The following is a 12,725-nucleotide window of genomic DNA, read 5'->3' on the forward strand; positions in this document are numbered from 1 at the left end:
GTTCATGGAATTGCGGCGGCCGAAGCGCTTTCGCGTCAAACCGGCGCGGCCACCCGGAACGGCGCCGCCGGGGCAGTGACGGCGCCCGGCGCGCGCCCGTTTGGGTAGTCCAGGTCAGGCTGCCAGCGCCTTGCGGATCGCCGCCGAAAGCTCCGCCGGGGCGAACTTGGAGACGTAGCCATTCGCGCCCGCGTTGCGCGCGTGCGCCTCATTCGCGCTGCCCGAAAGCGACGAGTGGATGAGCACGGGAAGGTGCTTCAATCGCTGGTCCGCCTTGATCTTGCGTGTGAGCATAAAGCCGTCCATCTCGGGCATTTCGAGGTCGGTGATGACGAGCGACACCTTGTCGCGAACCGGAATGCCCTCGTTCTGCGCGTCGGTGGCCATCTGCTGGAGGATCGTCCATGCGGCCTGGCCGTTGTGAGCAATCACGTGCGGCACTTCGAGCGCGGTGAGCGCCTGGCCGATCAGCGCACGGGCAAAGCCCGAGTCGTCGGCAGCGAGAATGCGGCCGCCCGCGAGGCGCACCGCTTCGCCCACGGCGTCGGCGCCCACTTCGGTATGCTGCTCGGGGAAGGCGTCGCGCATGATCTGCTCGACGTCGAGCAACTGCGCCAGACGCGCGTTTTCGGTGCCCGGATTGATGCGCGCCACGCCCGTCACGTAGCCCGTCGTGCCGCTCGACTCGGCGCTCAGCACCTCGCTCCATTCGAGCCGGACGATGTCCTCCACTTCCTCCACAGCGAACGCCTGCGTGCCGCGCGAAAACTCGGTCACGAGCAGAATGCCGGGCGGCTTCTCCGAGACAGAGCCGATCATCGAGCCGATATCGATCACCGGGATGATCTGGCCGCGAATATCCACCGCACCGGCCAGATGCTCGGGCGAGCCCGCAATGGGCGTGAGTTCGGGCATGGTCGCGATTTCGCGAATCTTGAAGACGTTGATGCCGTAAAGGCCGCGCGCCGCGCCCTTGCGCGCCGAACCCAGGCGAAAGAGGAGCAGTTCGAGCCGGTTATTGCTCGTCAGGGTGGTACGCTCATCCACGCCATGTTGTTGCATTGACTTCACTTTGCACTCCGTAATGTTCTGTCGCGAACCGGCTCGGGAACCGGTCATCCGGCTTGTCTCGGTGCGGGTCTCCGGCGCATGAGGGAGACAATTTGCAGCCGGCGAGCCGGACCTTAATGTCGGCGCGCGGCGACCCCGCGTCCATCGGCACGGCTGCTTTTTCACGTGACATCTGAGCTTTCCCCTACTAACGGCTCAAACGCGTCGAGCTTGAGGCGGTTTACGCGTTTATCTCGTTGTAAGTGACAGATCAACGGGTAAAAGCCGGCAATAACTTCGTTATCCAAATCAATTATTTGATTAGACAAATGGCTGCCCGATCATCGGGCAGCCAACATGCGATCAGGCGAGCCGGGTTATGCCGCCGGCTTTGAAAACGCCAAAGTACTGGGTCCCGCATACCCAAGCAGCGCCGACACTTCCACCGCGCCGCGCGCGATCAGCGCCTTGAAGCGCTCCATGCCCGGCACGCCGCGGCTTACCGGCGTGCCCATCACGAGCGCTGCGATCACCGTGCCCGATTCGTCGCGTATCGGCGCGGCAAAGCCCACCACATCGGCTGAGCTTTGCTCGACCGTGACGGCCACGCCGGTCTCGGCCACTTCCTTGAGAAGCGCCTTCAGCTCGCGCTTTTGCGTGCGCGTGACCGGCGTGTGGGCACGCAACTCGGCGGTGCGGAAATACTCGGCCTGCTGCGCCTCGCTCATCGCGGCCAGCAACACGCGCCCGCCCGAGGAGGAAAACAGCTCGCGCCGCTCGCCTATGCCCGCAATGAAGCGGATCGCGCTGCGGCTCTCCGCCGACATCACGTAGACCATGGAAGGCCGGTCGCTCGCGAGCTGACCGATCAGGATCGTTTCGCCCGCCTCGAGTGCGAGGCGCTCCATTACCGGGCGAGCGATTTCGGGAAAGCGCCGCTGCGCGACGATGGCCGCCCCGAGCTTGAAGGCTTCCACGCCAAGCGCGTATTTACCGCCGTTATGCGTGAGATAGTGCGCGTGCGTGAGCGCGCGCAGCAGCGCGAGCAGGCTCGTTTTCGGCGTGGCGCTCAAGTCCGCCAGTTCGGTGAGCGTGGCGCCCTGCGGATGGTCGGCGAGAATGCGCAGCACCTGCACGATGCGCGTAGTGGCCCGCGGCCCGGGCGACGCGGTGGATTCGGTGCCCGGTTCGCGGTCTTCGGGGTGGTGCGCCATGGATCGATTGACGGTTGAACGGTGCGAAAAATTATACATGCCGCCCTGCCCTCAAAAGAGAGGCGAACCGTCCATGACGGTATCGCCGTTGCCTGCTCAAACGGCTTCCTCATGCTCGCCGCGCGTGTGCACTCGCGCGCCAGTGGCGATCGCCCCGCTCGCGCACAACGTGTCGATGTGCGCCGCATCGAGCCCGAGTAGATCGCCGAGCAGCGAGTGCGTGTGCTCGCCGAGCAAGGGCGGCGGCACGTCGTATTGCACGGGCGTGGCCGACAGGCGCAGCGGACTCGCCACGCTCGGCGACGTGCCCGCCAGCGGATGCGCAATGCGGCGCACGGATTCACGCGCACGCGCATGCTCGGAGCCGAACGCCTGCGCCACGTCGTTGATCGGCCCGCACGGCACACCGCACGCTTCGAGCGCGGCGATCCACGCATCGCGCGTACGCGTGCGAAACGCCTTTTCGAGCACCGGCAGCAACAGCGCGCGATTCACGCTGCGCGCGCTGTTGGTCGCGAAGCGCGGGTCCGCCGCAAGTTCGTTCAGATCCATCGCGCCGCACAGCGAGCGGAACTGGCTGTCGTTGCCGCACGCGAGAATCAGATGACCGTCGCTCGCCGCGAAGGTCTGGTACGGCACGACGTTGGGATGCGCGTTGCCCAGGCGCCGCGGCACCTCGCCCGAGCAAAGGTAGTTCATCGACTGGTTCGCGAGCATCGCCAGCTGGCAGTCGAGCAGCGCAATGTCGATGTGCTGTCCGAGGCCGCTGCGCTGCCGCTCGATTACGGCGGCGAGCACGCCTGTCGTCGCATACATGCCGGCCATGAGATCCGTGACCGCCACGCCGACCTTCTGCGGACCGCCGCCGGGCGTTTCGTCGGGCTCGCCCGTCACGCTCATGAGGCCGCCCATGCCTTGAATGAGGAAGTCGTACCCCGCGCGGTGTGCGAGCGGCCCGCTCTGACCGAACCCCGTGACCGAGCAGTAGATGAGCGCGGGATTGAGCGCCGCGAGGCTCTCATAGTCGAGCCCGTACTTCTTCAGGCCGCCCACCTTGAAGTTCTCCACCAGCACGTCGCACTGACGCGCCAGTTCGCGAATCAGCGCGGCACCTTCGGGCGCGGCGATGTCCACCGCCATCGAAAGCTTGCCGCGGTTCGCACACTGGTAATACGCGCTCTCCACCGTGTCGCGTCCCGCTTCGTCACGCAGATAGGGCGGTCCCCACGCACGCGTTTCGTCACCCGGGCCGGGCCGTTCGATCTTGATCACCTGCGCGCCGAGATCGGCGAGATTCTGCGTACACCACGGCCCTGCCAGCACGCGGGAAAGATCGAGCACCCGTATGCCTTCCAGCGGGCGGCCGCGCTTTTGCTGCGCTTGTTGCTGTGCCTGCGTTTTCGTCGACTGCGATGGCGATGCTGCTTTCATCTGCTGCATGTGAAATGACCTCTGCCTGGAGTGCGGAACTGCACGTTCATGCGCGCGGCGCGCGCGCAATTTCATTCGAGCGGCTTGCCCGCCGTTTCGGGCATGCGCCAGTAAGCAACAAGACTCACGGCCGCGCCTGCGCACACGTAGGCGAGAAACCAGCCTTCGCGCTGCTGCGATTGCAGCCAGGTCATGAGATACGGCGTCGTGCCGCCGAGCAAGGCGACCACGAGGTTGTACGCGGCGCCAATGCCGATGCCACGCACCGCGGTCGAGAACAGCTCAGCCATGATCGCGGGCGCGATGGCCGAATAGAGTCCGTAAGTGAGCAGCCCGAAGCATTCGACGAGCAGCATCGACGTGATGCTCGGTCCGATCGCACGCACGACCGGATACAGGAACACGAGATAGGCCAGCGCGAACACCATCAATTGCGGACGCCGCCCGAAACGGTCCGACAACGCACCGAAAAACGGCTGCGCGATCATGAAGACGGCAATGCTGAGCGTGCTCGCCAGAAACGCGTCGGCCGGCGTTGCGCCCGCGTGGCGGATCGCGTAGATCGGCATGAAGCTGATGAAGAGGTAGAAGCTGAACGCACCCAGCACGCTAATGCCCACGAGGCGCAGGACAGCCGTGCGATGTTGCGTCCATGTCCACCACAGCGAGCGGCGCTCGATGCGGCCCGAACGGCGCAGCTGCTCGAACGCGTGCGTTTCGCCCACGTTGCGGCGCATCCAGAAGCCCGCGAGCGAGCCGCAGCCGCCGATGAAGAACGGAATACGCCAGCCCCAAGCGACGAGCGCTTCCTTCGGCATGACGTTCGTCATCACACTGGCAAGCGCGGAAGCGAGCAGCAGGCCCGCCGCGATGCTGAAGAACAGGAAGCTGCCATACAGCCCGCGATGCTTCGCGGGCGCGGATTCCGCGAGGAACGTGGTGGCCGCGCCGTACTCGCCGCCGACCGAGAGGCCCTGCACCATGCGCAGCACCGTCATGAGCACCGGCGCGAGCACGCCGATGCTCGCATAGGTGGGCAGCACGGAGATCAGCAACGAGGAGCCCGCCATCATCATGATGGTGAGCGTGAGTGCGGCGCGCCGCCCGAAGCGGTCTGAAAAGCCGCCGATCACCCAGCCGCCCAGCGGCCGCATGAAGAAGCCCACGGCGAATACGGCGAAGGTCGCGAGCAGCGAGGCCGTGTCGTTCTCGGCGGGGAAAAACTGTTTGCTGAAGTAGATCGCGAAGGTCGTGTACACCGACCAGTCGAACCACTCCACCACGTTGCCGACACTGCCGGCGAATATGACGCTGGCCGTGCGTCGCGGCACCGCTTCGGCTGCCGCGCCTGCCTGCGCGATTTCGGGGTTGGCGTTCATCCAGCTTGTCTCCTTGATTCCTGTTTTCAGGTTTATTCGAATCGTTCTGGCTGCTCGGCCGGCGGAACCGGTCACGGGTTCCGAATGTAGCACTGGATTCCGAATGTCGAACGAACGCTACGCCTGGCGTATACCCGCGAAACGCCCAATTTATAGTCTATTTCTCCTTGTAAACAATAGCTTATTGCACCTTCACAACTCGACCATGCTGTTCCGATATTCGAACAGTGTTGCCGATATCGAAACACGATTCTAGAATCGGAACACGATACCGGCGCAACGCGCCATCCAACACTGGAGGAAGACAGGCATGACGACACACGAGGACGCCCAACTGCTCGGACGCGGCTTCTACTGGCAGGAGCTGCAAGCGGGTCAGCGCTTTCGCACCTTCCGGCGCACGGTGACGGAAACCGATCTGGTCAATTTCATTTCGGCTACCGGCATGCTGGAGGCGATCTTCATCGACGCGCATTTCGAACACGGCGCCATGAGCGGCCGCCCCGTGCCGGGCGCACTCACGAGCGGCCTGATCGAAGGCTTGCTGTTTCAGACCATGGTGCAGGGCACCGGCCTCGCCATGCTCGAGTTTTCGATGAAGGCGCACGCGCCGGTCCTCGTCAACGACACGATCTGCGGCGTGGTGGAAGTCGAGGAAGTGAAGCCCACCTCGAAGCACAATCGCGCCGTGGTCACGAGCCGCGTGGAAGTACTCAATCAGCGCGACGAACTCGTGCTCTCGTACACCGTCAAGCGCATGCTCGCCGGCCGCCCCGAATGAGCGCGCAAGCGCCCGACGACTTCGCACTGCCAGGAACTGCGCTGTAACGCGCAGCACGTTATGAACGACCCATTCGCACTCAGAACGATTCCCCCCGAAGACGAAGCCTTGCGCGCGCCTGTGCGCGCATTTCTCGCGCAAGCGCTCAAAGGCGTGCCGCCCGCCGTACGCGCGCGTTCGTGGCTAGGTTTCGACGCCAACTTCAGCCGCGAGCTCGCAGCGCAAGGCTGGCTGGGCCTCACGCTGCCGCGCGAATATGGCGGAGGCGGCCGCAGTCCGTTCGCGCGCTTCGTGCTCGTGGAAGAACTGCTCGCGGCCGGCGCGCCGGTTTCGGCTCACTGGATTGCCGACCGCCAAAGCGGCCCGCTCATCGCGCGCTACGGCACCGAAGCGCAGAAAGCGTTCTACTTGCCGCGCATCTGCAAGGCCGAAGCGTTTTTCTGCATCGGCATGAGTGAGCCGAACGCGGGCTCCGATCTCGCGAGCGTGCGCACGCGCGCCGAGCGCACGGCCACCGGCTGGCGCCTCTCGGGCCGCAAGGTCTGGACGACGAACGCGCCGCATTCGCATTTCATGATTGCCCTCGTGCGCACCTCGGGCGTACCCGAAGACCGCCATCGCGGGCTTTCGCAACTGATCGTCGATTTATCGCTGCCAGGCGTGCATGTCGCGCCGATCCGCGACCTCGCCGGCGACGCGCATTTCTCCGAAGTCACGTTCGACGATGTCGAATTGCCCGAGAGCGCGCTGATCGGCACCGAAGGCGCGGGCTGGGAACAGGTCACCGCCGAACTGGCGTTCGAGCGCAGCGGTCCCGAGCGCATCTATTCGAGCATCGTGCTGCTGGAAGAATGGGCGCATACGCTGCGCGAAGCCGCGCGCGCAACCCGCACGCCGGTTGGCGAAAGCGAGCGCCGCACGCTCGGCGCGTTCGTGACCGAACTGGCCACGTTGCGAGCGATGTCCGTCGCCGTCACGGGCGCGCTTGCCGACGGCGCAAGCCCCGCCACCCAGGCCGCCCTCGTGAAGGACCTTGGCACCAGCTTCGAGCAGAGCGTGCCCACGCTGATCGGCGACGCGCTCGGCGCGCAACCGCAGCAAGCCGTGCCCCGCGAGCTTGCCGATACGCTGGACTACGTGACGAAGATCGCGCCGTCGTACTCGCTGCGCGGCGGCACGCGCGAGATCCTGCGCGGCATGATCGCGCGCGGCCTCGGGCTGCGCTAAACGAACGACGAACATGGAGAAGAACACCGTGGATGACATGCTGACCGAATCGGCGCACAACGTGCTCGCACGCCATTGCACGCCGCAATTCGTACGCACCGTGGAAGCGGCTCGCGAGCGCAACGCGGGACGCGCCCTGTGGGACCAGCTCGACGCGCTCGGCTTTCTCGACGCACTCGTGCCCGAGGAGAAAGGCGGTTCGGGCATGCGCCTCGCCGCCACGGCGGGCGCGCTGTTCGAATTCGGCGCGCACGCGCTGCCGCTGCCGGCCGCGCACACGATGATTGCGCGTGACCTGCTTGCCCGCGCGGGCGTCGAAGCGCCGCGCGGTCCCATCGCCATCGCGCTTGGCAATGCCTCGCGGCAAGGCACGGCGTTCGTGCCCTACGGCCTCGTGGCCGACACGCTCATCGTCGAAACCGCGGATGGCGCGAGCCTCGTCCCGCTCGACAATGCCGAATTGCGCGCGCACGGCGACAGCCTCGACGCCACACTCACCTACCCGGCGCACGCGGCGCGCGCGCTGCCCGCAAGCGTGCGTGGCGTGGGCGAGCTGGGCGCGCTCGCCACGGCCGCGACGATGGCGGGCGGCATGCAGCGCGTATTCGACATGACGCTAGGCTACGTGAACGAGCGCCAGCAGTTCGGCCGCTCGCTCGGCAAGTTCCAGGCCGTGCAGCAGCAGTTGAGCGTCATGGCCGAGCACGTGGCCGCCACGCGCGTCGCGGCCCAGTTGGGCTGTGCGGGCCACCACACTTCGGAGCAGCGCATCGCGGCGGCCATTGCGAAGGCGCGCGCGAGCCGCGCCGCACCGCTGGTGGCGAACGGCGCGCACGCGCTGGTGGGCGCGATGGGTATCACCGAGGAGTACGACCTGCAACTCTACACGCGGCGCTTGCACGCGCAACGTCTGCAATATGGATCGGAGTCGTTCTGGGACGATGTCGTCGGAACGCACGCCATCGATCATTGGAGCAACGTTGCGGCGGGCGTCATCGGCATTTACGATGCGCTCGACGAAGCGGCGGCGGTCGCGACGTAATCGTTGATTCCGACCGGCAACGCGAGGCGCGCGATTTCCGCAAAATAGCGCGCGCCGGTCATCAGGATATCGTCGTTGAAGTCGTAGCTGGCGTTGTGCAGCGGAATACCGCCGCGCTCCGGCACGTCGCCGTTACCGATGAAAATGAAATTGCCCGGCACGACCTGCAGGAACGCGCCGAAATCCTCGGAAATCATCATCGGCTGCACGTTCGCGTTCGCGGCGGCTTCTCCCGCTACGTTGCGCGCGGCGTTCGCCGCCAGCTCGACGAACTGCTCCGAATTGACCGTTGGCGCGAACTCGTGCGTGTACTCGAAGCTGCACTCGGCGCCGTGGGCCTGGCAAATGCCTATGCTGACCTCTCGCATGCGGGTTTCGAGCAGCGATTGCACGGCCTTCGAATAGCTGCGCGTATCGCCCTTGATGATCACGTTCGACGGGATGACGTTGCGAATGCCGTCGGTGATGAATTCCGTGCAGGAGATCACGGCTTGCAGGCTCGGGTCGAGATTGCGCGACACGATGGTTTGCAGTGCCAGGACGATTTGCGACGCGATGACGATCGGATCGACACCCATATGCGGGCGCGCCGCGTGCGTACCACGGCCTTTGATATGGATAACAAAATTATCCTCGCTCGCCATGATGCCCCCCGCGCGCGTGGCGAACGTGCCGGCGGGCATGCCCGGCATGTTGTGCGCGCCGAAGATCGCGTCGACGGGAAAGCGTTCGAACAGGCCGTCGGCCATCATCGCCTTGGCGCCGCGGCCGTGCTCCTCGGCCGGCTGGAAGATGAAGCGCACCGTGCCGTTGAAATCGCGCCGCTCGGCGAGCAGCCGCGCCGCACCGAGCACCATCGACATATGGCCGTCATGCCCGCACGCGTGCATTTTTCCGGCGTTCAACGAGGCATGCGCGCGGCCCGGCGCATGCTCCGCGATATTGAGCGCGTCCATGTCGGCGCGTACGCCGATCGCGCGCTTGCCGTCGCCCACCGTGAGGTTCGCCACGAGCCCCGTGCCGCCAATGCCGCGATGCACGTCGAGCCCCAGTGTCTCGAGGATCTTCGCCACGTAGTCGGCGGTATGGATCTCCTCGAAGCCGGTTTCGGGACGCTGGTGCAAATGCTGTCGCCAGCTTTTGAGTTGGCCTTGCAGCGTGCTTTCCATGTCGATGTCCTCTTTCCGGTTACTGCGTGAGCTGGGTCAGCCACGCGTCGCGACGCGCCGCCACGGTTTGCGCAGACGCGCCGACAAGCTCCGCGTACAGGCCTGGCGCCGTGGCACCCTCGGTGCTGATCAGTAGCACGCGTGAGCCCGCATCGAGCCCTGCTGCACGCGCGAGATCGGGATCGTGCATGAGTTTCGCGAGGCCCGCGAAACCCGCCGCGCCTGACTCGCCCGATACGACCGGTACGTCGCCAGCCGCGCCGTTGGCGAGGCTGCGCATCGCTTCTATGGCGTCCGCGTCGTCGATCAACATGAAGTTGTCGACGCACGGTTCGAGTATCGTCCATGCGAGCGGCGACGTCTCCCCGCACGCCAGGCCCGCCATCACCGAATCGACCGATCCGGTGGCAATCGCCGCGCGGCCCGCAACAGCGCTTTGATACAGGCAGTCTGCCTGGCGCGGTTCAACCACGATGAAGCGCGGACGCGCGGCGCCACGGTGCTCCCACAGATAGCTCGCCACACCGGCCGCCAGACCGCCCACGCCGCCTTGCAGAAACACATGCGTCCATGCGGCACCGCCAGACTGCTCGATCACTTCCGCCGCGATGGTGCCGTAGCCTTGCATGACGTCGCGCGGGATCGCCTCGTATCCTTCATAAGAGGTGTCGGAAACGACGTGCCAGCCGCTCGCCTTCGCGAGTTGGGCCGCGTGCTCCACCGATTCGTCGTAGTTGCCCGCGATTCGAACGATCCGCGCGCCATACGCGGCAATCGCCGCTTCTCGCTCCGCGCTGACGTTCGCATGAAGCACGATTACACAGTGGCAGCCGATCGAGCGCGCGGCTGCGGCAAGCGCCTTGCCGTGGTTGCCATCGGTTGCGCTGATGACCGTGAGGTTCGTGACCATCTCGCGGTAGCGGCCCTCGATCAGCATGCGAGGATCGACGTCCTGCAGGGGCCACAAGCGCATGATGAGACGCATCAGCGCAATCGGTGCGCCCAGCGCCTTGAAGCTGCCAAGAGGAGAACGAAACGATTCGTCCTTGAGGCCAATGCGGGCAACGCCCAGGCGCGCCGCCGCCCCGCCCAGATCCCAAAGCGGCGTCGGCTCCGGGCTGATCAACGCCCACCCGGCAAGCCAGGCCCGGCTCTCGTCGCCCGACTTCACGTTCAAGATCTCCCTGAGCGTTTCCGGGTAGGCGTTGCGCGTGGCGCGGGGGTTGGCGATCAGCATGGGTTGGCTCCGGTGAACTTGCGATGTCGAAATGATATTGCGCAGCCCCCGCGAAAAAGTCTCATAATGCGGTCGAATCACGCAAAAAAATATCGACTTTCAGGCCCCCGCGCAAATGGCGACACATCTCGACTCCTTCGACCGCAAGCTCCTGATGGAAGTCCAGCGCGACGCCCAGATTCCTCAGAACGAACTCGGCGCGCGCGTGAATCTCTCCACGGCGGCGGTGAACCGGCGTTTGCGCCGTCTCGTCGACGATGGCGTGATCGACCATTACGCGGCGATCGTTTCGCCCGAGAAGGTCGATCATCCCATTACGATCGTCGCGACCGTCGAGGTGGAAAGCGAACAGATCGACCTGCTCGACGCCATGAAGCGCACGTTTGCGCAATGCCCGCAGATTCAGCAGTGCTACTACGTCGCGGGCGAGTGGGATTTCGTGCTCATTTTCGCGGTGCGCAACATGGACCAGTACACGGAACTCACGCGCGAGCTATTCTTCTCGAACAACAACGTGAAGCGGTTCAAGACGCTGGTGAGCATGAGCCGCGTGAAGGTGGGGCTCGAAGTGCCGCTCGCGCTGAACGGCGAATGAGAAACGCGCATTTCGACGCAACACAGCCCTTTGGAAAACAGGAGCCACGACACATGAGCAACACGGCGCATCATGCTGGAGCCATTGAAGGTGACGCGTTGTTCCACCACCCGGAAGTCGCCACGCTGCGGGCCGACCTCGCGCTCGCGCTGCGTGCCGCCGCGCATTACGGGCTCGGTGAAGGCGTCTGCAATCACTTCAGCGTCGCGCTTCCCGGCGAAGACGGCCTCTTCCTGCTGAACCCGCGCGGCCTGATGTGGAGCGAGGTCATGGCCGACGACATCGTCATTGTCGACGCACAAGGGCGCGTGATGGCGGGCCGCCATGCCGTGGAGCCCACGGCGATGTTCATTCACGCCGCCATCCACGCCATCGCAAAGAAGGCTTGTGTGCTGCATACCCACATGCCGTACGCCACCGCCCTCACGCTCACACAGGACTGCGGGCTCGATACCACCTTGTCGCAGAACGCCATGCGCTACCACGGCCGCATCGCGCTCGACCGCGAATACAACGGCCTCGCGCTCGGTCCCGAGGAAGGCGAGCGCATTGCGCATGCGCTCGACGGCAAGGACATCGGCTTCCTCGGCAACCACGGCGTGGTGGTGTGCGGCGAGCGTATCGACTACGCGTTCGACGACCTCTATTACCTCGAGCGCGCATGCGCCGCGCAGGTGCTCGCGGGCTCGACCGGGCGCGCGTTGCGACCCGTAGCGGCCGATGTGGCGCAGCGCGTGGCGGACCAGATTCAGGGTGAGCGATTGCAGTCGGAACTGTTCTTCGCAGCGCTGCGAAGAACGCTCAAACACGCCTGAGGAAGGGGCGGTCCTACTTCCCCTGCCAAACCGCCTTGCGCTTTTCCGCGAACGCCGAAGCGCCCTCGCGCGCGTCGGCGGAAGCGAACACCGGGTCGGTGATTTCGCGCTGACGCTCGAACATCTCCGCGCTGGACCAGTCTCGCGACTCGCGCATCACGCGCTTGCTCGCGGCCACCGCAAGCGGGCCGTTCGCCACAATCTTCTGCGCGAGTTCGATCGCGCCCGCCAGCGCTTCGCCCGGCGCGGTGAGGCGGTTGACGAGGCCGAACTCGAACGCGCGTTGCGCGCCGAACATGTCGCCCGTTAGCACTAGCTCCATCGCGATGCGCTCCGGCAACTGCTGTTGCAGACGCAACAATCCACCCGCCGCCGCACACAGCCCGCGTTTGACTTCAGGCAGCCCGAACTGCGCGTTGTTCGCCGCCACGACGAGGTCGCTCGCGAGCACGACTTCGAAGCCGCCCGCGAGTGCATAGCCTTCCACCGCCGCGATGAGCGGCTTGCGCGGCGGCGCTTGCGTGAGGCCCGCGAAGCCGCGGCCCGGCAGGCTCGGCCGTTCGCCCTTCAGAAAGCCCTTCAGGTCCATGCCCGCACAAAAGGTGCCGCCCGCACCGGTGATGATGGCGAGCCGCAGGTCGTCGCGCCGTTCCAGTTCGTCCAGCGCGGCGGCTATCGCTTCGGCCACCGCTTTCGTGCAGGCGTTGCGCGCCTCGGGACGGTTGATCGTGAGGATCTGGATTCCGTCGCGATACTCGATCAGCAATTCGTCGCTCATGGTCGGC

At 65.4% G+C, this 12,725-nt stretch carries 12 protein-coding genes; 5 read left to right on the plus strand and 7 right to left on the minus strand.

Annotated elements, in window-relative coordinates:
• Nucleotides 1-114: 114 nt before the first annotated feature.
• The 4 genes from U5A52_RS36530 to U5A52_RS36545 form a co-directional block, all read right to left on the minus strand.
• A complete protein-coding gene (locus U5A52_RS36530; protein ID WP_321916566.1) occupies nt 115-1,062 on the minus strand; it encodes a chemotaxis protein in 948 nt (315 codons plus the stop codon).
• Nucleotides 1,063-1,427: 365 nt separating this feature from the next.
• Nucleotides 1,428-2,264, minus strand: coding sequence for an IclR family transcriptional regulator (locus U5A52_RS36535; protein WP_321938929.1), 837 nt, complete (start codon nt 2,262-2,264; stop codon nt 1,428-1,430).
• Between the two features lie 96 nt (nt 2,265-2,360).
• On the minus strand, nt 2,361-3,695 hold the full coding sequence (locus U5A52_RS36540; protein WP_415774109.1) for a CaiB/BaiF CoA transferase family protein: 1,335 nt from the start codon (nt 3,693-3,695) through the stop codon (nt 2,361-2,363).
• 71 nt (nt 3,696-3,766) lie between these two features.
• Nucleotides 3,767-5,074, minus strand: coding sequence for an MFS transporter (locus tag U5A52_RS36545; RefSeq protein ID WP_321938933.1), 1,308 nt, complete (start codon nt 5,072-5,074; stop codon nt 3,767-3,769).
• Nucleotides 5,075-5,384: 310 nt separating this feature from the next.
• Between U5A52_RS36545 and U5A52_RS36550 the strand changes: the two genes are divergently transcribed.
• Genes U5A52_RS36550 through U5A52_RS36560 form a run of 3 tightly spaced genes read left to right on the plus strand, consistent with a single transcriptional unit; the run spans nt 5,385 to nt 8,124 of the window.
• Nucleotides 5,385-5,855, plus strand: coding sequence for a MaoC family dehydratase (locus tag U5A52_RS36550; RefSeq protein WP_321938935.1), 471 nt, complete (start codon nt 5,385-5,387; stop codon nt 5,853-5,855).
• Between the two features lie 60 nt (nt 5,856-5,915).
• A complete protein-coding gene (locus tag U5A52_RS36555) occupies nt 5,916-7,082 on the plus strand; it encodes an acyl-CoA dehydrogenase family protein (RefSeq protein WP_321938936.1) in 1,167 nt (388 codons plus the stop codon).
• A 13-nt stretch (nt 7,083-7,095) separates the two neighbouring features.
• Complete coding sequence (locus U5A52_RS36560) at nt 7,096-8,124, plus strand: acyl-CoA dehydrogenase family protein (protein ID WP_321916502.1); 1,029 nt, start codon at nt 7,096-7,098, stop codon at nt 8,122-8,124.
• Here U5A52_RS36560 and U5A52_RS36565 read toward each other — a convergent pair.
• Nucleotides 8,085-9,293: a M20 aminoacylase family protein gene (locus U5A52_RS36565; protein ID WP_321938938.1), complete on the minus strand. Its 1,209-nt coding sequence runs from the start codon at nt 9,291-9,293 to the stop codon at nt 8,085-8,087. The two genes, U5A52_RS36560 and U5A52_RS36565, sit on opposite strands and share 40 nt — an antisense overlap.
• 19 nt (nt 9,294-9,312) lie before the next feature.
• On the minus strand, nt 9,313-10,530 hold the full coding sequence (locus tag U5A52_RS36570; RefSeq protein ID WP_321938940.1) for a diaminopropionate ammonia-lyase: 1,218 nt from the start codon (nt 10,528-10,530) through the stop codon (nt 9,313-9,315).
• Between the two features lie 115 nt (nt 10,531-10,645).
• Between U5A52_RS36570 and U5A52_RS36575 the strand changes: the two genes are divergently transcribed.
• Together U5A52_RS36575 and U5A52_RS36580 are read left to right on the plus strand one after the other, a co-directional pair.
• The gene (locus tag U5A52_RS36575) at nt 10,646-11,125 is read left to right on the plus strand and encodes an Lrp/AsnC family transcriptional regulator (RefSeq protein WP_321916507.1); all 480 of its coding nucleotides are present in this window, start codon (nt 10,646-10,648) and stop codon (nt 11,123-11,125) included.
• Between the two features lie 53 nt (nt 11,126-11,178).
• A complete protein-coding gene (locus tag U5A52_RS36580) occupies nt 11,179-11,940 on the plus strand; it encodes an aldolase (RefSeq protein WP_321938942.1) in 762 nt (253 codons plus the stop codon).
• 13 nt (nt 11,941-11,953) lie between these two features.
• On the opposite strand, the gene U5A52_RS36585 is transcribed toward U5A52_RS36580, so the two are convergent.
• Nucleotides 11,954-12,718 (minus strand): crotonase/enoyl-CoA hydratase family protein, encoded by a 765-nt coding sequence (locus tag U5A52_RS36585; RefSeq protein WP_321916511.1) that lies wholly within the window; start codon nt 12,716-12,718, stop codon nt 11,954-11,956.
• Nucleotides 12,719-12,725 lie beyond the last annotated feature (7 nt).

The sequence above is a fragment of the Paraburkholderia sp. J8-2 genome (assembly GCF_905220195.1).
Lineage (GTDB): Bacteria > Pseudomonadota > Gammaproteobacteria > Burkholderiales > Burkholderiaceae > Paraburkholderia.

What these genes read in the sequence shown, in the direction of transcription:
- U5A52_RS36530 (WP_321916566.1), bottom strand. Translation starts at nt 1,062, where the DNA reads ATGCAACAACATGGCGTGGATGAGCGTACCACCCTGACGAGCAATAAC.
- U5A52_RS36535 (WP_321938929.1), bottom strand. Translation starts at nt 2,264, where the DNA reads ATGGCGCACCACCCCGAAGACCGCGAACCGGGCACCGAATCCACCGCG.
- U5A52_RS36540 (WP_415774109.1), bottom strand. Translation starts at nt 3,695, where the DNA reads ATGAAAGCAGCATCGCCATCGCAGTCGACGAAAACGCAGGCACAGCAA.
- U5A52_RS36545 (WP_321938933.1), bottom strand. Translation starts at nt 5,074, where the DNA reads ATGAACGCCAACCCCGAAATCGCGCAGGCAGGCGCGGCAGCCGAAGCG.
- U5A52_RS36550 (WP_321938935.1), top strand. Translation starts at nt 5,385, where the DNA reads ATGACGACACACGAGGACGCCCAACTGCTCGGACGCGGCTTCTACTGG.
- U5A52_RS36555 (WP_321938936.1), top strand. Translation starts at nt 5,916, where the DNA reads ATGAACGACCCATTCGCACTCAGAACGATTCCCCCCGAAGACGAAGCC.
- U5A52_RS36560 (WP_321916502.1), top strand. Translation starts at nt 7,096, where the DNA reads ATGGAGAAGAACACCGTGGATGACATGCTGACCGAATCGGCGCACAAC.
- U5A52_RS36565 (WP_321938938.1), bottom strand. Translation starts at nt 9,293, where the DNA reads ATGGAAAGCACGCTGCAAGGCCAACTCAAAAGCTGGCGACAGCATTTG.
- U5A52_RS36570 (WP_321938940.1), bottom strand. Translation starts at nt 10,530, where the DNA reads ATGCTGATCGCCAACCCCCGCGCCACGCGCAACGCCTACCCGGAAACG.
- U5A52_RS36575 (WP_321916507.1), top strand. Translation starts at nt 10,646, where the DNA reads ATGGCGACACATCTCGACTCCTTCGACCGCAAGCTCCTGATGGAAGTC.
- U5A52_RS36580 (WP_321938942.1), top strand. Translation starts at nt 11,179, where the DNA reads ATGAGCAACACGGCGCATCATGCTGGAGCCATTGAAGGTGACGCGTTG.
- U5A52_RS36585 (WP_321916511.1), bottom strand. Translation starts at nt 12,718, where the DNA reads ATGAGCGACGAATTGCTGATCGAGTATCGCGACGGAATCCAGATCCTC.